Origin of the sequence: Algoriphagus terrigena DSM 22685 (assembly GCF_000429445.1) — a bacterium.
GTDB lineage: Bacteria > Bacteroidota > Bacteroidia > Cytophagales > Cyclobacteriaceae > Algoriphagus > Algoriphagus terrigena.
In genome coordinates this window covers 1-20,030 of sequence record NZ_AUBW01000040.1, presented here as the reverse complement: position 1 = coordinate 20,030, position 20,030 = coordinate 1, and the positions used below count along the sequence as shown (strand labels likewise).

At 46.5% G+C, this 20,030-nt stretch carries 19 protein-coding genes and 1 pseudogene; 17 read left to right on the top strand and 3 right to left on the bottom strand.

The window, feature by feature from the left end; all coding sequences use genetic code 11:
- Positions 1 to 336: pseudogene (locus G459_RS0123385) on the bottom strand (transposase family protein); the annotation flags it as partial.
- A 749-nt stretch (positions 337 to 1,085) separates the two neighbouring features.
- Here G459_RS0123385 and G459_RS28410 point away from each other — a divergent pair.
- The gene (locus G459_RS28410) at positions 1,086 to 1,916 is read left to right on the top strand and encodes an alpha/beta fold hydrolase (RefSeq protein WP_157373432.1); all 831 of its coding nucleotides are present in this window, start codon (positions 1,086 to 1,088) and stop codon (positions 1,914 to 1,916) included.
- A gap of 238 nt (positions 1,917 to 2,154) precedes the next feature.
- Complete coding sequence (locus tag G459_RS0123375; protein WP_026969767.1) at positions 2,155 to 2,682, top strand: RBBP9/YdeN family alpha/beta hydrolase; 528 nt, start codon at positions 2,155 to 2,157, stop codon at positions 2,680 to 2,682.
- On the opposite strand, the gene G459_RS0123370 is transcribed toward G459_RS0123375, so the two are convergent.
- Positions 2,679 to 2,897: a hypothetical protein gene (locus G459_RS0123370; protein WP_245588237.1), complete on the bottom strand. Its 219-nt coding sequence runs from the start codon at positions 2,895 to 2,897 to the stop codon at positions 2,679 to 2,681. The genes G459_RS0123375 and G459_RS0123370 overlap by 4 nt on opposite strands.
- Positions 2,898 to 3,116: 219 nt before the next feature.
- On the opposite strand from G459_RS0123370, the gene G459_RS0123360 reads away from it, so the two are divergent.
- The 8 genes from G459_RS0123360 (at position 3,117) to G459_RS0123325 (ending at position 8,575) form a co-directional block, all read left to right on the top strand.
- On the top strand, positions 3,117 to 3,614 hold the full coding sequence (locus G459_RS0123360; RefSeq protein WP_026969765.1) for a sigma-70 family RNA polymerase sigma factor: 498 nt from the start codon (positions 3,117 to 3,119) through the stop codon (positions 3,612 to 3,614).
- 9 nt (positions 3,615 to 3,623) lie between these two features.
- Positions 3,624 to 4,238 carry a hypothetical protein gene (locus tag G459_RS0123355; RefSeq protein ID WP_026969764.1) on the top strand — a complete coding sequence of 205 codons (615 nt, stop codon included), beginning with the start codon at positions 3,624 to 3,626 and terminating at the stop codon, positions 4,236 to 4,238.
- 93 nt (positions 4,239 to 4,331) lie between these two features.
- A complete protein-coding gene (locus G459_RS28405; protein WP_051315393.1) occupies positions 4,332 to 5,321 on the top strand; it encodes a TolB family protein in 990 nt (329 codons plus the stop codon).
- 311 nt (positions 5,322 to 5,632) lie between these two features.
- Positions 5,633 to 6,097, top strand: coding sequence for an SRPBCC family protein (locus tag G459_RS0123345; protein WP_026969763.1), 465 nt, complete (start codon positions 5,633 to 5,635; stop codon positions 6,095 to 6,097).
- A gap of 382 nt (positions 6,098 to 6,479) precedes the next feature.
- Positions 6,480 to 6,983 carry a hypothetical protein gene (locus G459_RS0123340; protein ID WP_026969762.1) on the top strand — a complete coding sequence of 168 codons (504 nt, stop codon included), beginning with the start codon at positions 6,480 to 6,482 and terminating at the stop codon, positions 6,981 to 6,983.
- Positions 6,984 to 7,048: 65 nt separating this feature from the next.
- On the top strand, positions 7,049 to 7,600 hold the full coding sequence (locus G459_RS0123335) for a dihydrofolate reductase family protein (RefSeq protein ID WP_026969761.1): 552 nt from the start codon (positions 7,049 to 7,051) through the stop codon (positions 7,598 to 7,600).
- Between the two features lie 245 nt (positions 7,601 to 7,845).
- The gene (locus G459_RS0123330) at positions 7,846 to 8,121 is read left to right on the top strand and encodes a hypothetical protein (RefSeq protein ID WP_026969760.1); all 276 of its coding nucleotides are present in this window, start codon (positions 7,846 to 7,848) and stop codon (positions 8,119 to 8,121) included.
- A gap of 157 nt (positions 8,122 to 8,278) precedes the next feature.
- The gene (locus G459_RS0123325) at positions 8,279 to 8,575 is read left to right on the top strand and encodes a putative quinol monooxygenase (RefSeq protein WP_026969759.1); all 297 of its coding nucleotides are present in this window, start codon (positions 8,279 to 8,281) and stop codon (positions 8,573 to 8,575) included.
- Positions 8,576 to 8,777: 202 nt separating this feature from the next.
- Here the strand turns inward: G459_RS0123325 and G459_RS0123320 are convergent, their stop codons facing one another.
- Positions 8,778 to 9,869, bottom strand: coding sequence for a WD40/YVTN/BNR-like repeat-containing protein (locus tag G459_RS0123320; RefSeq protein WP_157373431.1), 1,092 nt, complete (start codon positions 9,867 to 9,869; stop codon positions 8,778 to 8,780).
- Positions 9,870 to 10,399: 530 nt separating this feature from the next.
- Between G459_RS0123320 and G459_RS0123310 the strand changes: the two genes are divergently transcribed.
- From G459_RS0123310 to G459_RS28400, 7 genes are all read left to right on the top strand, one after another.
- Positions 10,400 to 10,939: an RNA polymerase sigma-70 factor gene (locus G459_RS0123310; protein WP_169725063.1), complete on the top strand. Its 540-nt coding sequence runs from the start codon at positions 10,400 to 10,402 to the stop codon at positions 10,937 to 10,939.
- Positions 10,940 to 11,033: 94 nt separating this feature from the next.
- Positions 11,034 to 12,047: a FecR family protein gene (locus G459_RS0123305; protein ID WP_026969756.1), complete on the top strand. Its 1,014-nt coding sequence runs from the start codon at positions 11,034 to 11,036 to the stop codon at positions 12,045 to 12,047.
- Positions 12,048 to 12,161: 114 nt separating this feature from the next.
- Complete coding sequence (locus tag G459_RS0123300; protein ID WP_035456825.1) at positions 12,162 to 15,680, top strand: SusC/RagA family TonB-linked outer membrane protein; 3,519 nt, start codon at positions 12,162 to 12,164, stop codon at positions 15,678 to 15,680.
- An 18-nt stretch (positions 15,681 to 15,698) separates the two neighbouring features.
- The gene (locus G459_RS0123295; protein WP_026969754.1) at positions 15,699 to 17,450 is read left to right on the top strand and encodes a RagB/SusD family nutrient uptake outer membrane protein; all 1,752 of its coding nucleotides are present in this window, start codon (positions 15,699 to 15,701) and stop codon (positions 17,448 to 17,450) included.
- Between the two features lie 9 nt (positions 17,451 to 17,459).
- Positions 17,460 to 18,623: an Sb-PDE family phosphodiesterase gene (locus G459_RS0123290; RefSeq protein ID WP_035456824.1), complete on the top strand. Its 1,164-nt coding sequence runs from the start codon at positions 17,460 to 17,462 to the stop codon at positions 18,621 to 18,623.
- A gap of 37 nt (positions 18,624 to 18,660) precedes the next feature.
- Positions 18,661 to 19,482 (top strand): endonuclease/exonuclease/phosphatase family protein, encoded by an 822-nt coding sequence (locus tag G459_RS0123285; RefSeq protein ID WP_084454671.1) that lies wholly within the window; start codon positions 18,661 to 18,663, stop codon positions 19,480 to 19,482.
- Positions 19,483 to 19,533: 51 nt separating this feature from the next.
- The coding region (locus G459_RS28400) for an endonuclease/exonuclease/phosphatase family protein (RefSeq protein ID WP_211234426.1) at positions 19,534 to 20,030 on the top strand (497 nt) is incomplete at its 3' end.

Sequence of the window (20,030 nt, the reverse complement as noted above, 5' to 3'; positions counted from 1 at the left end):
CGTATGGCGCTCATAACCCGAGGCCCAGTTGGGCTGAACAGTCTTTACTTTTCCGTCGGAGGCTTTGATTCGAGGGAGCCGACACTTGATGTAAGTCCTATATTGCATCGTGTCCAAATGCCTCCAAGAACGCTCCGGCGCATAATCATAAACCTTGCAGAACTCTCCGGATCCAGCGTCTTCCAATTGATCCAACACACAAACAACCTGTATGTAGATCTCCTCCTTTGTTAAATCCGAATCTACAGATTCAACTATCCAACCGTCTTCCAGATCAAGCAGCTTTGTGAAAAAATTCTCTGTGAACATCTTTTTGCCTAAAGATACCATTTCCATTAAATTCGTGGTAGAACCATATATGGAAATATGGCTTAACAAATTTAATCCCGTACTAGAATGAAAAAATTTAAATTGAGCCTATTACAGCGAACTATTATTGACTATACGTTATGTTATCATGATCTTGTAGATTAGACCACGGATTGCACTCCAAATTGTTTGCTAAATGTCATTGTAGGGTGTGAACCGTCTGGATTTACCTCTTAGGAAATGCCGGTGCGTTGTTGTTTGAAGTAGTCGGCAAGGCAGTAATAGCTCACACATCACACCATCCGTTTTTTTTAAAGATGGGTTTTATTTGAAATTCCTGTAGTTTTTTGGGCACTTCCGGTACTAATATTACTGAACGATAACTTAAAGATGGAATGTTAGATTCTCAGACTTTTTTTAGAATACCTGAATAAAAACATACTATATGTTAACGGTGGATTATGATGAATATACCATCGGCGTTTATATAGTGTTAATCATGATCTTAATGTCCTGATTTATACTATCTGGAAAGAGAACAAAAAAAGCTTTCAAAGCCCTATGAAAATGGTAAAGGAGCTTATTGAATAACTTAATTGATCACTGGTATTTCCTTGTCTAAACTCGAATTGTATGAATTATTTGATGATGTTCCTTGTAGTCCTGTTTAATTTTGTTCTAAACAATCCCGGTAATCGTCCGGAAAAGGGACTGGCCAAATTGGCTTCCGGAATCGAAATTGCCTATGAAAGCTTTGGCCCTGAAAGTGGAGAAACATACTGTTAATTCAGGGTACAGGAGTTCAATTAATAGGATGGCCCGCGGAATTGTGCGTCCGATTGGCCGAGAACGGATTTAGAGTAATTCGGTTTGATAACCGTGATGTGGGACTTTCTTCCAAACTGGATTCATTGGGCTCGCCAGATTGGCCATCTATTATTCCACATATTGGGAGCTGTGATGAGGTTAAACTGCCTTATAAACTGGATGATTTTGCAAAGGATGCAGCAGGGTTGCTTGATTACCTGAAAATTAAGCAAACACATGTTGTAGGTGCTTCAATGGGAGGCGCAATAGCCCAGATAATGGCAATAAAGTATCCCGACAGAGTTCTCTCGTTGACTTCCATCATGGCTTCTTCGGGTAATCCTTCACTTCCTCCGGGTAATCCCGAGGTACTCAGTGCTATGGCAACGCCTGCGCCTTTATCCAATGATGTGGAAAAAATCTCCTCCTATTTAGTCCGGTTAAATAAGCTAATGGGCAGTCCTGACTTTCCTACAGAAGACGCTGTACTACAAGCAAGGGCAAGGGAGGCCATTTCAAGGTCTTGGTACCCTGAAGGTTTGGCCAGGCAGGCAGCAGCAGTGATCATCGGTGATCATTGTGATAGGAGGGAGGAGTTGAAAAAAATAGAAATTCCGGTGGTGGTGATCCATGGGGAGAAGGACCCTGTTGTCAATGTAGCAGCCGGTGTTGAAGTTGCCTCCGTTATTCCGGGAGCAGATCTGGTTCTTATCCCTGGAATGGGCCATGATTTGCCAGATCAGTTAATCTCCGAAGTTTATAGAGGGATTTTACGTGCGGTAAGACACGAAATCAGGTAGGTTAATTTGTGGTTGAAGCGCTTTTCTTCTCTGAGCTATCATAAAATCTGTAAAAATTAAACCGCCCTCTTGGTTTTTATTGCTACTGTCCTATGTGGAGATCCAGATCCTACCGTCCCTGAAATTGGTAACAGTATAATGCACCTTCAAGAACAGGCCAATTCAACTGATTGAAGTAGCGAGAATCTGTTGTTAAGTATTCAAAAAAGGCTTTCAATACACCTCAAAAAAAGAATGTATGAATAATTATTTAATCATCCCCGGCTTAGGTAATTCCGGGCCGACGCACTGGCAAACCTATTTTGAAAAATCCGGGAAAGGTTTTCAGAGGGTAGAACAAGAAGACTGGAATACCCCGGATTGTGCCGACTGGATAAAAAAGATCGATGAAGCAATAGAAACAGTGGGTTCCCCTGATACAGTTGTTTTGGTTGGCCATAGCCTTGGTTGTATCGCGATAGCGCATTGGGCGGCAAGGTATAAGCGGAAAATCAAAGGGGCAATGCTTGTAGCTCCCAGTGATGTTGAATCCGCTAATTATGTATTCGATACCACCGGGTTTTCACCCATACCCCTAAATCCCCTCGGTTTTAAAAGTACGCTGGTAGCCAGTACTAATGATCAATGGGTTAGCCTGGACCGAGCAATTTACTTTGCCGACAAATGGGGAAGTAAACTGATAAATATTGGTCCGGCAGGACATATAAACGTCTCCAGTGGGCATACCACGTGGGATTTAGGATTAGAGATTTTAAAGGCTATTTAAATTCTGGAACCAGCACCCCCAAAAAACACCTGTACGGGAATATGTTGGCCGGTCTTCGGATCGGTGATGTAAAGGGGCTTTCCGACATACTCAATGAAAACTTTATCGTCCGGTTTGTGCTCAAAAAACTGCCTCAGTAGTTTGGTGCCGCGGCCCTCGAAATGGCCTCTCAAAATCTGTCGCATCTTATTCATGGTTAGGGCTCGGTTAGCCATCGGTTCTCGGTAGTTAATCCTGAACCAACAGCCTTCGAACGCCACTATTCCCGTCCCAAAAAATATCCCTCCAAGGGGGCCAGTTTGCTCCGGCTAGCGGGGGTCAGTTTGACCGGTTTTTGCAATATTACATCAGCCTCGCAAAAAAATATCGGGAGTCCTGTAGTTTTTTGAAACAAGCGCATACTAATCCAAAAGGAAGTCAACTAATTGGAAACTATGGCTGAAACAGTGGACAGAGATTTTATACGGCTCCTCAATGAAAATATGGGGATAGCGGTGAAAATTTCGAGACTCTATTTTAACGGATGTAATCTTGACAGGGAAGATGCCCTACAGGAAATGATGTTCCAGTTGTGGAAGTCATATCCCCAGTTTAAAAGGGGATCCAAGTTTTCGACCTGGATGTATAGTGTGTGCCTGAATACCGCATTGACATTTAGAAGAAAGCAGTCCAAATCCGACACCATATCCATCGACGAAGAACATGAGCGACTGGCTTCCCCTTCCCAAGAAACAGGTTTTGAAGATGAGTTAAACCGGCTTAACCTGGCTATTTCAACGCTCAGTCCTGTAAACAAGGCTGTCATTCTGCTGTACCTTGACGAAATGAGTTACGATGAAATCGCCTCCGTGATCGGCATCAGTAGGTCAAATGTCAGTGTCAGACTTGTGAGGATTAAAAAAGAATTGGAATTAAAAATGAAACCCTTTTAATCTAGAATCATGGAGAATCTTGAAGAAAATCTAAAAGCCTGGAACAATAGCAATAATGCCGCTTCAAAGGGTAAGGTCATGGACGAAAAAGCAATCAACGAATTGATCAAATTAAAAGCCAAAAAACACATACAACAGGTCTTCCGATATTTCTGGGCATTTTTCGTTTTTCAACTGATCATCTTCGGGGTTCTGTCCCATGTAATGATTTCGAATAACTCTGACAGGGCCATTCTGATGTACGGTTCCCTGATCATGTTGCTTTACCTCCCATTTTTGGTAACACTGCTGGTAAGGTTTAAAGGGATGGCCAGTGCAAAACCGGTGGGCGTAAACAGCCATTCCCTGAAAGACCATATTACGAGCCAGAAAAACCGAATCGCAGCCTTTTATGCCTTTAAATGGAAGTACGAGTTGATTCTGATTCCAGTCAGCTGTGCTTTGGGGATTCATTTGTTTTTCACTTTGTACATGCCCGGAGGAACAGGGGCATACCCATTGAGTGCGATTGCGGTCTATCTGGCGAGCCTGGCGGCCTGCGGAACGGCTATTTGGAGGGAAAACAGAAACATGTTTAAGCGGCCGATTGAAGGACTTGATAGCATGCTAAAGGAATTAGAATAGCCGTACGGGAAAGAACCCACAGTTTATTGAACACTCCCGAGTAGACTACATTTTATTGATAATTTCTTTCAACCTCTAAGAATCCCTATTAACATGAGAACGGTTTTCATATTTCTGGCGATATTTTACTCCTCCCCAACAGTAGCAGCCCAAATAACAATTCAAGATTTTGGTCAGCAGAAATCCGATATTCCTAAAGACTCATCGCTACTCTTTGGAAACGATATTATTTCAACCCATCGAAATGAATATAATCTAACGATTGCACCCGAAGGTGACATGATTCTGTTTACGGTTGCAAACAATTCCTCCGCAAACAGATACTATACGATTTTTCTTTGTGAAAAGAAAAACGGGAACTGGCAGACGCCCCAGATCGCTCCGTTTTCAGGTCAATACAGTGATGCCGATCCCTTTTTTTCACCAAATGGTGACGGGGTTTATTTTATTTCAACCAGGCCCACTACCGAGAACGCTGTGAAGAGTGACTTTGACATTTGGACCGTTGGTTACAAAAACGGAAAGTTTGGAGAACCAAAACATCTGGGCACTACCGTTAACACGACAAATGACGAGCTGTATCCTTCGGTATCGCGCACCGGTGATCTCTTTTTCTCAACAGAAAATGGTGTAAACGGCTATGACTTGATGGTCAGCAAAATTGAAAACAACACGTTCCAACTACCAAGTGCACTGGCGGATTCAATTAATACCGAAGCGACGGAATTTGACGCTTTTGTAGCACCTGATGAGTCATATATTATCTATACAAATATGGGAGGCAAAGATAATCTCGGAAGTGGTGACTTATATATAAGCTTTAATAAAGGGGATTATTGGACAAAGGGAAAAAACCTTGGAGAAAAGGTGAATACAATCCATATGGAACAATGTCCAACAGTGTCAAGTAGCGGGCAATTTCTGTTTTTTACGAGTTTCAGAGATAATCAGCAGTATGCTTTTGACAGTCCGGTTTCAACAGGGGAATACCTGAAACTATTGGATTCGCCCCTAAATGGCCTCGGAGATATATTTTGTATAGAATTGAATGCATTGCTAAAGGAAATCAAATTTCAGTACTGAATCGCCGACCAGGTTTGGGAGAAGTTGCCTGATAGGGAAGAGGTATGTGCCCGCCTCGATTCACGAATTCGGCTTTGAAATCGCCTACTTTATTTAATCAAGAATCGCCGCTTGCAGACATTCAAACCGCAGCAAAAAACCATGATAGACTTTTCGAGTGCCTAGGAACTCGGTGTGCTTTGCCTGGATTTTGAATTTCCTACTCTTGGACACCTATCAAGACTTGAACGGTTACATCTTCAGACCGTGCACACGCAACCACATATCCAACAGCTCAAAAACATTATTAATTATTTAAAAACAAACTAAAAATGAAAACACCTCTTATTGTCAGAAAAGAAGGGCTGATAGATGCAAGTCCAGCCGAAGTTTGGGAAGTAATTACGACACCTAAATACTTTGAAGAATGGATGACTGTGCCAGGACAGGTAGCAGAAAATTACGAGTTTGGAATAGGAAGCAAAATCGAATGGATCGACGACCATAACGTTCCTTACTTAACAGGCGAAGTGATTGCTTTTGTCCCAAACCAAGAAATTGTAATTTCTTTACAAGACAGAAGTTGGAAAGAGATTGTCGCTAAAGGGACCGTAACCTACGAGTTTCATCTTACAGAAACCGCTGGAGGAACAAATATTGTGTTTCAATTGGGCGACCTTTCCATAGACCCTGAAAGTGAGGAATGGTATGACGCTTACAAATCGAGTGATGAAATAGGCTCAATCGGGAGATTAATTTTCAGAAATCGAAACAGGAAACCATCGACTAAACAATAGAATTGGTTGAGCGATATGCTCACGGAAGTCCTGTCGAGGGATAATAAATAAGCGATTGGCCTGTTGAAGGTCGGCTTTTCAGACAACGGACATCCTCTGGATAGAACTGTTCGGGATAGAATGCAATAGGATCATCGAATCTAACCTTTCAGTAAATACATGTTTACGGTTCTTAATTAAAAGGTGTAATAGTTAATTAGTTAAAAAAAACTTGTTTGGAATGAGTTGATTCGAAATCGGAATAGCATCGACATGTTCACATATTTATTAAGTTTTTTTTTGAAGAGATGTAGCGCCTGATATAGTGACGTCCGTTATACTATAAATTAATTGCCTTCAAGATGATTCACTTATTTAATTTTATAACAAATACACAAGAACTATGAAAAAAATACACTTTTCCCATTTATCCATTCCCTTTGCATGCTTCAGCATTTTCTTTTTTTCCTCCTGTGAACCCACAGTGGATGCAGAAGTTGGTGACCCCATTGTTTTGGATACTAACCTTCTAAAAAGTCACTCCCTATTTAACAGCGGAATGGAAGAGAGAAGCCGTACTCAGGCTAATGTATTTGAGATAGTAGAAGTCGTGCGTGAAGACAATGAATTGAGAATTTCGCTCAAAGGTGGAAACGAGGTGGATGATTTTCAGGTGATCTGGGACGGTAAAATTCTGCTGACCTACCCCGGAATCATCAACTTCTTGGTGGTTTACAATGGCCAGGATATAAATTTTGACCCAAACAGTGAATTTGTGATCAGTGTAAATCTGGATAAAGTTACTCCCGAATACGGTGACTCCCATCAGTTCATCGTCAATGTCCTGAATGGATCCAAAATCGCTAAGACCGTTTTGGATCCCAATGGGACTTCTACCCATGAATAATGATTTACGAACTTGATAAAGAAAGACCCTTCACCAAAATTGATTAGTAGATTAAACAAGATACCATGAGAAAAGTAATTGCAGCATTTAACATGACAATGGATGGGATATGCGACCATACTGCAGGGCTGCCTGATGAGGAGATACATCAGCATTATACGGAATTACTGGGGCAGGGTGATGCCATGCTATATGGCAGGACTACCTACCAGCTTATGGAATTTTGGCGAACATTTTTGGAAGAACCTTCAGAAGAAAAATCCATGAATGACTTTGCCATCGCGATCGACAAAATTCCAAAACTTGTTTTTTCCAATACCTTGAGCGCTATCGATTGGAAAAGTGCAGCCTTAGCAGATCGTAACTTAGAAGAATCTGTATTAGAACTCCAACAACAACTCGGGAGAGATATTTTTGTTGGGAGTCGTAGTCTGATTATACAACTGCTGAACCTTAATTTGATTGATGAATTTCAACTTTGTATATATCCAGTTATTGCGGGAAGCGGTTTGGCCCTGTTCGACAAAACGCACAGCGGCACCACTTTTAAGCTTGATCGAACTAAAACCTTTACTGGAGGCGCGGTAATTTTATATTATATACCGATACGCGAATAGGAGAAAGTCGCGGAACTAGCTGTTCGTTATTCAAACCGAATAGAAAATATGAGATCTACAATTAGTGAGTAATTCAATAAATGAACACGGCCTGTCTTGAATTAGGCTTGGGGTATACCAGAAGTATTTGCTGGACGTTACCGAATATTGCAGAATTGCCAAATTCCTCGCCCAGATGCAGAGAGAAATATACCTATTCAAATAGCTGTTAAATAACAGATTTAGAAACTTAAAAGTCAAGAAAAATGCACGCAGCTCTTATTAAACTGACAATCGATCCTGAACTGGCTCAGCAAGCGGCAGTAACATTTACTGAATCTATTCTACCACGAGTAAAAAATGCCCCTGGGTTTGTCAGCGGGTATTGGGTCGATCCTGTAGATGACGAAGGTTTTGGATTTCTTCTATTTGCGGATGCACATCAAGCTAAATCTGCTACTCCTCCTGCAGCTGACTGGAGCGCACCAGGAGTGGTAATACAGCAAGTCGACATCCGTAGAGTTGCGGTCTCAATTCCCTAGGTGTCTATTTGGAAGGACTGAGGACATGAAAAATTGGATGGATTTCATTTTTATGATATTGTGAAAGGATTGACACCAAGACGTTTTGACGAGTACCGTGCTGATTACCTTTCTCATCTGAAACAAACTGTTGAACCACATTTAAAAACTACATCCAATGCAAATCTGTCTTACAGCACTCATCAAAAGCAAGCCTGAACATACAGCTGAAGTCTTGCAGGCCCTGGAGAATATGGTCGTGCAGACAAGAAAGGAACCGGCATGTCTGCAATACGATCTTCACCAGAGTCTTGACGATGCAAACCTGTTTGTGTTTTATGAGATATGGGAAAATAGGGAAGGACTGGACCTGCACTTCCAGCAACCCTACATACGGGAATTTGGGCTGTTGGCAGATGAAAAACTGGCGGAAAAGCCGGAGGTGTTTATGACCCGGAAGATTGAAAAGGATTAAGTTGCCAATCATAAGAGTCCCACAAGGCATTCGGAATAGCTTATTCCATCAGCCTTGTGGGTGCTCTTTTTTGTGTGTTAAGCAAGTTCTTCCACTGGTTTTTACAGTACACATTTCCTCTATTTAACTTACCTGATCGGGTTGTCAAAAAAGGTAAATCTATAGCGATCGACGCCGGGGATCGCTCTTCCAAAAAGCTTGTCTATTGGTCCAGCTCGAACTGGAGCTCCACAATTCCTCCTTTGTCCAACCCGACAAAGATTCGGTCCAGATTCCCCTGCCTGATTACTTTTAGATCCAGAATACCGCCGTTGGTGATGTGTGGAAAGGAATGGGATTCCCAGGTTTCCCCTTTGTCTTTGGAGTAGGAGATCTCAAGAGGCTGTGAGACCCCGCCCTTTAGCCATTTGCCTGCGAACACGATGTTCGGATCCTGGGTGCTTATTCCGATTCCAAAGTAGAAATCTTTGGTTTCAACCCGGTCGATCAGGGTGGTCCAGGTGACTCCGTTGTCAACGGTTTTGGTCAGTGCACCTTCCCAGCCGACATACATCGTCTGTGGATTTTCGCGGTCAAAGACCAGTTCTTTCACCACCGTCGGATTGGGGACCAAATCGTCCCAATATCCCGTTTCTTCATTGCCTGTTACTCTTACCAGAAAGCCGTTTTCAATGTTGCCCTGGCCGCCTGCCCAGATTTCATCGGGCTTCTTCGGGTTTACTTTTAAGATCATATCAGCCGTTCCGGCCATTCCCCATTCCCCCCATACCGGTTCCCATGTTTTTCCTTTGTCGGTTGATTTGGCAACCACGCGGTTGCCGCTGGCATAGAGGTGATTGGGCTGGGAGGGAACCGGTTCAAAATCCCCGAGACCATCCGCATCCGCCAAGCTGTCGCCAAAATTGGTTTCGTATTCCTCCCAGTCAGTTCCAGCGTTCCCGGTGCGATACAACTGGATTTGGTTTCCTTCTGAACTGAAGGTGACTTCAGAGGCGAGGACCTCCGACACGGTAAACGGATGGATATCCCGGATATTTTTCCCCTTTAATCCCATGGTGATAAACCGGATATCGGGGGAATTGACTTGTCTGCCGTATACTCCGTCTTCGGTGGCGGCAAAGATCATGTCTCCTTTCAGGATCAGTTCGTTTACTTTGACCCCCTCGAGCGTGTGGGATACCAGTTTAAACGGCCCGGACTGGATGGGTGTAAAATCGCTGTCATCTGAACAGGACACTAAAAGAGGTAGTAAGAGAGCGTATACTGCTCCCCTGAAAAGATTTTTTTTCATCATAATAGTTGGTTATACGATTACATAGAATACCCTATGTATTTCCACAGAGGACGGTTTAACATCAAAAAGTGCTACTTCTTCAACCGGGATCACTGACATAGTTTTGCCAAAAAGTTTGGATCCGGGAAATCCTGCACTGCCTGAGACATCCTGGAATTACTGGGGAAATATGAGGTCGCAGCCAAGCAAAAGACCAGGAAAAAGAGCCTGGAGCTGGACCCGGATTTCGAAAAAGATCGTTTGACACAAGCAGGCCAAAGCATGATATCTGGTGACAGGCAGACTACCCTAGTTGGTGCCCACCTATCCAAACGCCGCCTAGATTGGTTTTTGTCTTTTGGTACTTTTCCGCTTGCTGTTTTTCACAGGCCAGGACTTTTCTGGATCGACTTTCCGACAAGAGGGGAGAATTCTTGCTTTTCGAGATGTGTTCCCCGGTGTTAAATGAATATTACGATCCTGTGAAGGTTCGGTTTGGGGCCTTCTTGATTCTCCCCTTTCCCATATCTTGGCCCTTGAAAAGTGAGCCAATGTACCCTCAGATTCTGGAATTAGTTTTTAAGACACACTATTCTAAGCTGGTGTTTTTTGCCCTTAGATACGTCAGCGACAGGGAGGATGCCGAGGATATTGTCCAGGAGGCTTTTTCTAAGTTTTTACAAAAAAGAGAGTCATTGCTGAATGAAGAGGAAAACGTTATAAAAAGTTTTCTTTATCAGACCGTCCGCAACGAAAGCCTGAATTACCTCAAGCATCAAAAGATCGTACACAATCATATCAGCGAGGCAGAGAACGAAGAGATTCAGGAGCCGGTGCTGACTCACATCATCCATTCAGAAATCATCGCCCAAATCCGGGCGGCGATCGCGGAGCTACCGGCCGGCTGTCGGGAAGTTGCCTTGGAACTGTTCATTGAGGGAAAAAAATATCACGAAGTCGCGGAAGAGCTCGCTATCTCTGTCCATACGGTCAAGGCACGGCGCAAGCGCGCGCTCGCATTCCTGAAACCCCGACTGGAAGAGCTGGCCTGGGTGATGTTACTGAATTGTTATACCGGTATTACAGAATAATATTCTAGGTTTTCTTACTGTTAAGCTTGGCGAAATGCAGGGTATTTCGATACCCATAATTTTTTTTCGGTTGTCTTACTGAAAAACCACCGAAGTGAGGCATCAGAATTTGGACTGGAACAAAATCCAGCTTGCAAAAAAATTTCATCTAGAGGGACTCAGTCCCGCAGAAGTCAAGTTATTCCTTCACTGGAAGGCAACCGACAGCGACTTTGCCAGGGCCGTAGAGGCCATCGCATCCAACAGGTCAATCAAGGAGGATCTCGCGCTGTTGGAGAGCATAGATGAGGACGTAGCCTGGACAAGATTTTCACTGAAAAACTTCCCTATAGCGTCCAAATCGAAGATCAGGTCTTTCACATCCTGGTATCGGGCGGCGGCGGTCTTTGCCGGCGTGCTCCTCTGTGCATCGGTGTGGTGGATGGAGTTTTCCAATCGAAATGCCGACCTGCAGGTATCTCTGCCTGCCGGATCCTTCAGCAACAAAGTCGGCAGCGTCTCTTCATTTCTCCTTCCTGATAGTACCCGGGTTTGGTTAAGTACTGGCTCAGCCTTGCAGTACGGGGCGGATTTCCCGAAAAACAGGAAAGTCCTGCTTCAGGGGGAGGCATTCTTTGAGGTGAGGAAGAATCCCGATTTTCCCTTTGAGGTCACCACAGGTGGGGTGGAGACAGAGGTACTGGGGACTTCCTTCAACTTGAAAGCATATCCCGGAGAGGGGGTTGATCTGTCGGTATTCACGGGCAAGGTGCAGTTTGGGGAGCCGGACAGTACAGGCGGTGCTTTCCTACTGACCAAAAACCAAACTATCTCCTGGAGCGCCCAGTCGGGTTTTTCGGAGATCAAGTCATTTGATTCGGCGCTCGGTCCCGATTGGAAGTCCAGTGTGTTTCGATTTGAAAATGCCAGTCTGGAGGACATCGTGCAATCACTCGGCAGGTGGTATCCTGTCGAATTTGAGGTTGCCGGCCAAGCGGGGCGTTGTCGTTTTTCAGGTGAATTCCACCGGAGTTCGCTCGAGCAGATCCTTGAAGTCTTATCCTATACACTCAACCTAAGCTATCAGATCCATGAAACTACTGTCAAGATAAAATCAAAACCCTGCTAACAAAAAACCGGGCAGGAAATCCCGCCCGGCGTTCTTTTCGGATTACACCGACTTCTGATGATCAATTTTGGCGAATAGGCATCGGAAGTCATTAACCCTTTATGCTTTAAAAATATGGAAAAAAAACTACTAAAGCTCATGTGGAACACTTCGCGATTCCTGATGACAGCTTTTCTGATGGCCTATTGCTTCAGCGGCCTCGCCTTGGCAAATGAGTCCCGTGCACAACACCTGCACAAGACAAACATCGAGCTTAGTGCTTCTCAACTGATGTTGTTGGACTTTTTCTCTGAAGTCGAAAAGCAGTCTGAATTCAGATTTCAGTTCAATCCCCAGACGCTGGAAAACCAAAAATTGCAGCTGAGTCAGAAGTCCGACTTGGAAACCCTGCTGTATCAGGTAGCTGATCAGGCCAAGATGTCTTTCAAACAGGTCAACGAGTCCATTGCAGTAAAGCCAGCTCCCAAACCTAGCGCTCCTGCTGTCGTCGTCTCCATTACTATCTCAGGCAAAGTGCTGGATAGGGAATCCGAAGAGCCGGTCATGGGTGCAAATATTTACATCGCCGAGACCTCCCAGGGTACGGTGTCCGATCTGGATGGAAACTGGTTCATGGAGATCGAGGAAAATCTAATCGGAAAGCCAATCCGTGTGACTTCCTTGGGCTACGAGCCACTGGTGGAGAATATCGCCGGTGGAGAGCAGATTTTTCGGCTCAAACCACAGGAGCTCGCTGAAGTGGTGGTCGTGGGCTATGGTACTCAGAAGAAACTGAACCTGACCGGAGCAGTCTCCCAGATCGGAACTGAGGCGATTGAAAACCGCCCCTCACCAAACTTGACGCGAATGCTGCAGGGTACCCTGCCAAACCTGAACATCAAGATGGTCGATGGTAGCCCAACCCGTTCGGCAGCCTTTAACATCCGCGGTACCACTTCTATCGGTGCCGGCGGAGACGCCCTTGTGCTGATCGATGGGGTAGAAGGGGACGCCAACTTGGTCAACCCAAATGACGTCGAAAGTGTCACCGTCCTCAAGGACGCCTCATCAGCGGCAGTTTACGGTTCGAGAGCCGCTTTCGGTGTGGTCTTGATCACCACCAAAAATCCAGCAAAAGGAAAGTCAAATCTTGATGTCAAGATCAGCCACTCGGTCAATGAGCGCACCGTCGTGCCCAACCTGGTGACTAACGGCTACGAATGGGCGAAGAACTTCGATGAGTCATTTTTCGCATGGTATGATTACAAGACCCATCCCATCTCTGTCAACGCCAACTTCCCCTTCTCTCTGGAATACCTCGAGCGACTGAAGGAGCACAATGAAAACCCTGCTCTTGGTGAGGTAGTGTTCAACGAGGAACTGGGACGCTACGAGTATTTTGGAAGTACGGACTGGTTCAAGCTTTTGCACAAGGACAAAATGCCCGCAACTGAAGCTTCCATCAGTGCATCCGGCGGCAATGACAAAGCCCGATATTTCGTTTCGGGACTTTACTACCACCAGGACGGGATCTTTAGACAGTCCCCTGATGATTTTGATAAGTATAACCTGAGAGCAAAAGGCGAAGTGGATCTCAATTCCTGGTTTACCCTGGAAAACAACTTTGACCTCAGCACTTATCAGTACGAATATCCGCTGCTGGCCAACGGGGACGCAGGCATCTGGAGATACCTGGCAGTAGGTGGTTTTCCCATGGCGACCATGACCAACCCGGACGGGACTTTTACCCAGCTGGGCACCAGCAACGGCGCGTCGTTTGTCGATGGAAGCAGCAAGTCAAATCAGGAGAAGTTTTTCGTAAGAAATACCCCAAGCCTCACAGCTACTCCCTTTGGAGATCTGGTGACCTTCAAGGCCAACTTTACCTTCTCCAAGACCTTCAATACCGACAAACGCTACAACAACTTCATCAACTACAGCAACGCTCCCGGTCAAAGCTCCCGGTTTGGCCAGAGCTTGCTGAGAAATCTGTCTGACGAAAATACCTACTGGGGATCCAACATCACTGCTGATTTCAAGAAGTCTTTCAACAATGCCCACAATCTGGGCCTCTTGGTGGGGTACAATATTGAAAGCAACAAGTGGATCAATACAGATACTCAGCGTGACGGATTGCTCGTCCCTACCAAGCCGGATTTCAACCTGATGGATGGGCTGAACTATACCGTCAGCGGTGGGGGCAATGAGTGGAAATATCTCGGTGTTTTCTATCGTGTCACCTACTCCTTCAAGGATAAATACCTTCTGGAATTGAATGGACGGTACGACGGATCTTCCAAGTTTCCCCAGGATCAGCGCTATGGTTTCTTCCCTTCGATGTCCGCGGGTTGGAATATCTCCGAGGAAGGCTTCATGGCCAACACCCGCTCCTGGCTGGACAACCTGAAGCTGAGAGGTTCTTACGGCACATTGGGCAACGGCAACGTGGCTCCTTATCGCTACATGGAAACGATGTCCGTCTCCAAATCCAGCGTGGTCCTCGAGGGAATCCAGAAAGGCTACACCTCGCTTCCGGGAGTGATTCCAAGCGGATTGACCTGGGAAAAAGCCACCACGCTCGATTTTGGACTGGATGCCTCGTTCTTCTCCGGTAGATTCAATACGACCTTTGACTGGTACAGCCGGGTCACCACGGACATGTTCACCTTTGGTCCTCCACTTCCCAACGTATTTGGTGCGACGGTTCCCTACGGAAACTTTGCAGATCTGAAGACTACCGGTTTTGAATTGACTCTGGCCTGGAAAGATGAGTTTTCAGTCGGCGGCAGCCCTTTCCAATACAGCTTTTCAGGCTCGGTGTGGGACAACCAGTCTGAAATCCTGAAGTTCAACAACCCGGAGAAAATCATCTCCAGCACCTATTACGAAGGTTCCAAGATCGGTGAGATCTGGGGTTATGAGACCTTGGGCTTTTTCACCTCCGACGAAGAGGTTGCCCTGCACGCAGACCAATCCTTCTTGCTTAACTCCAACAACCGCCAATGGCTGGCCGGTGATCTGAAGTTCGCCGACCTCAACGGTGACGGAGTGATCAACCAAGGCGAAAATACCGTCGATAATCCCGGTGACCGTAAGATCATCGGCAATAGCGCGCCAAGGTTCCAGTTTGGATTTAACCTGTCTGCCAACTGGAAAGGTTTCGGACTTTCGACCTTCTTCCAAGGTATTGGGAAGAGAGATTGGTATTTCGCTCCGGAGGCGGATCTTTTCTACGGACCTTACAACAGACCCTACGGTTTTCAGCCAAAGATCATGATGGATGACTACTGGACCGAAGAGGATCCGGATGCGTATTGGCCTAGATTCCGGGGATACACTGCATTGGGAACCAACAGATCTCTGGGAGCTCCACAGACCCGATACCTTCAGGATGCCAGCTACCTGAGATTGAAAAACATCACGTTGGACTACACGCTGCCCGAAGCTTGGGTTGAAAAAGTCGGCCTCGGCAATGTGATGATCTACATCAGCGGTCAAAACCTGCTGACTTTCTCCGGTCTGTACAAGCATACGGACAATTTTGACCCGGAAGTCATCGAAAACCCTGCAGGTGACATGACCAACAGCCACGGGCAGGGCGACGCATACCCGATGCTGAAGACCTACACCATCGGTCTCAATCTTTCTTTCTAAATCATTGATAAGTTGATCATGAAAAAATCATTCCTAGTACTACTTGCCAACCTGGCAATCTTAGCCACACTGGTCTCTTGTAATGAGTTTTTGGAAACAGAGCCGTTTGACAAGCTGGTGCCCAACACCTTTTTCCAGTCCGAAAAGGATCTGGAGCTTTACACCAATTCGTTTTATCAGCGCATGCTCCCCACCGGGCTGGCCGTCGTGCAGAGCGATGAGTGGGGAGAGTTCACTTCCAAAAATCAGAGCCCAACCTTCATCGCCGGATCTTACTCGTCAGTGAATGAAGGGGCTTGGAACTGGACCAACCTTCGAAACATCAACTACTTTCTGGAAAACTACAACAACGAAACGATCCCACAGGAAGGCCGTGATCACTACGCCGGAATTGCCCGTTTCTTCAGAGCGTGGTTCTATTTCGACAAAGTAAAGCAATACGGTGATGTGCCCTGGTATGACAAGACACTTTCTACCGACGACGAGGATCTGTATAAGAGCCAGGATCCCCGCGAAGAGGTGATGCAGCATATCCTGGAGGATCTTGACTTTGCCATCGCCAATATCCGCGATACAAAAGACAACACCTCTTCGATGGTGACCCGACAGGTGGCCTTGGCGTTCAAGTCCCGTGTGGCGCTTTTTGAGGGAACATATCGAAAATATCACCCGGAGTTGGGCCTTTCCGGATCGGCAAATCCGCTGTTGGAGCAGGCTGCAGCAGCGGCAAAGGCAGTGATGGATGCCGGAAAATACTCGATCCAGGATACCGGAAGCCCGGCCACCGACTACCGCTCCCTGTTTATCTCCGAAAATCCGGTGAGCCGTGAAGTCCTCTTTTCGGTGGTGTACAACAACGCGCTGAGAAGATGGCACGAGATTACTTGGAAGTTTAATTCCGCCACCTATGGAGCACGATGGGGCTTGAATAAGCAGTTTATCAATACCTACCTGATGACAGACGGGAGCAGATTTACCGACAAATCCGGTTACGACCAGCTGGTTTTCGTCGATGAGATGAAGGACCGGGATCATCGCCTGGCTCAGACCGTGAGATCGCTCGGCTACAAGCGAAGCGACGGAAGCGCTGCGCCGCCCAACTTTGGCTACACCTTTACCGGTTACCATATCCTCAAGTTTAGCTTGGATGACAAGCGGTACGACGGGATCGCCGAAGCCTACAACTCCATTCCGCTGATCCGATATGCAGAAGTCCTGCTCAATTACGCCGAGGCGAAAGCTGAGCTGGGACTGTTTGACGAGTCCGTTTGGGCAGAGACGATTGCGCCTTTGAGAGAAAGAGCGGGGGTTGCTTCGGCCGCTCCGGCCAGTGCCGATTCTTATCTTCAGGAAGTTTACTTTCCGGGGATCGGGGATAAATACCTCCTGGAAATCCGTCGGGAGAGAGGCATTGAGCTTTGCTACGAAGGCTTCAGGTACGATGATTTGCTTCGATGGAAGAAGGGTGAACTGGTTGAGATGTCCTGGAAAGGCATCTACGTCCCAGCCTTGGATGTACCGATGGATCTGGACGGTAACAATACCCCAGACGTTGCTTTTGTGCGGACGGTGCCCGCTTCCAAAGTTCCGGGGGTGATCTATTTCGTGATCGACGACAAAGCCTCCAAGCTTTCGGAGGGTAACAAAGGCCACGTGATCTGGAGAGACGATGAAAATCGCCAGTTTGAGGACAAGAAATACCTCCATCCGATCTCCAATGCAGACATCGTGATCAATCCAAATCTGGTTCAAAACCCGGGCTGGGATTAATACGCGCACATGAATTCCTATTCCAAAACACTGCTGATGCTCCTGATAGGGAGCGTCAGCTCTTTCTCCGCCGCCCAGACCAGAGAAATAGCGATTCCGGATGTGCCGGGTTTTGTGACACTGAAGTGTGACTTTCACATGCACACCGTCTTTTCAGACGGACACGTTTGGCCCACATTCCGGGTGAATGAAGCTGTCAGAGATGGGCTGGACGCGATCTCCCTGACGGAGCATATCGACTACGAAGGCTTCCCGGAAGTCGTGGACCGGGACTACAACAAGTCCTATGAGATAGCCAGGGAAGCTGCAGACAAGAAGGGCTTGATCGTGATCCGGGGTGCTGAGATCTCCCCGCGGGTCCCGCCATATCACAACAATGCGCTTTTTCTCACTGATGCGAATATTATCCCTTCCGAATACATGAAGGACGGGAAAAAGAAGTTTGTCATGAAGGACAGCATCACACACGACGAACTGATGGGCCCATTCCTTGAGGTGCAGCGGCAGGGGGCCTTTGTGTCTTACAACCATCCCGGATATGCCTGGTGGGACAAGAAGGATACTGCAATTTTCACCTCTTTTCATCACGAGTTGCTGGAAAAAGGGATTCTGAATGGGGTCGAGGTCGTGAACTCCGGCAGGTACAATATCCTGGCTCATAAGCTGGCGATCAAGTACGACCTGACCATGCTCTGCAATACGGACGAGCACTACGACATGTATCCCCGCTATGCCGATTCCCATCGTCCCATGACCTTGGTGTTTGCCAAAGAGCGATCGGAAGAGGGGATCAAAGAGGCGCTCTTCGCCAAGAGGACAGCGCTTTATTTCGGTGACTACATCGTGGCCAGGCAGCCTGAGGCGGAAGGATTGTTTAAAGCTAGCGTTACAGCAACTTCGAAGTTTGAGATGCGTAACGGCGAGCCGATCCTCAAGGTCACGCTGGAAAACCACAGCAGTATCCCTTTTGAAACAATGCTCAAGGCTGACTATGACGTCGAGCTGTTTCCCTTGGGTCAGGTGAAAATCCCCGCGAAGGATTCTGTCGAGGTGATCTTGAAGTCTCTTTGGGACTACCCTGCTCAGGTAAAGTTGGATGTGGCTGTAATGAATGTACTGATCAGCCCGGGCGAAGCTTTGAAGACAGATTTCATCTTAGATTCAAAAAAGTAATCGAGTATAATTGAACAATGACCGATTCAATAATGCTATGCGCGTAAACAGACAAGATTTGCCACATTTGAGTAGGGGGCTCCGTTTTCGGAATCCCTTACTTGTTGTTTTTACCTTCTTGCTCGCCTGTCTTTCCGGTTCTTCTTTTTCACAAAATCTGAAAGTCATCTCCTACAACATCCATCATGGCGCCAATGCGCAGGAGGAACTGACCCTGAGCCAAATCGGCGCGTATATCAAAGACTCCGGGGCGGATCTGGTGGGGTTGCAGGAAGTAGACAGTCTTTGTCGCCGGTCCGGAAGCCAGGATCAGATGAAGCTGCTTGCGGACATGACCGGGATGCATTACGCCTTTTACCGGCATTTTGCCTACGATGGCGGCGCTTACGGCCTGGGTGTCTTGTCCAGGTTTCCCATACTGGAGCAGAAAAATGATCGGATCACTTCTGTCAAAAACGGAAAAAAGGAATCTCTCGCTCAACTTTCGGTCAGGGTAGCTATCGGTGACAAAGAGATCCTGTTTTCCACCGTCCACCTCGCACTCGATCAGACCACGCGTCTTATCCAGGCCCGGGAAGTGCTGGAGCACGTAAGCGGGGATTTGCCGGTTGTGTTAACCGGAGACTTCAACGCGCTTCCTGATACGGAGGAAATCCAGCTGATTCATCGGAGATATCCTATGCAGGATTCGAGCCTGCAGCCCACCTTTCCGTATCACCAACCCATCAAAAAGATTGACTATATCTTTGCCGATCCCCGGATAGGGAGGGGTTTGACCGTGGTGAGAGTTCCCGTGGAAATTTTACATTCGGACCATTTACCGCTGGAAGCGGAATTTTCTTTGCAGTGGCCTCCCTGAAAATTGGGACCAAAAATTTAATGTTCTTTTATTAGTTTGAAAAAATTGATCATGCTGTTACGACCGATTTTGTTTTTGATTTTATCGTCAATTTCCTCTTTCTACCAACTAGGTTCGGAGGAAAAACCAACCACCACCAGCCCGCGCGGAGAGGATGATAAAAAAGCGATCAACCTCACTATCCTGAGCTACAACGTCCGCCACTGCAGTCCGCCAGCCAATCCAAGCCTCATCGATGTGGAAGCAATCGCCAATATCATTAAGGATTCGAAGGCGGAATTGGTAGGGCTGCAGGAGATCGATGTCAATAACGGACGCTCCGGGGTCAACCTGGATCAGGCAGCAAAGCTGGGCGAATTGACGGGGATGTACCATTACTTTTCCAAAGGGATTGATTACCAGGGTGGGGCATACGGCACGGCAATCCTCTCTAAGTTTCCGCTCTCTGAGCAGGAGACAATTCAGCTTCCTGAGGCACCGGATACGGAGCAGAGAACGCTATCGCTGGTGACAGCTACTTTGCCCGATGGCCGAAAGATACGTTTTGC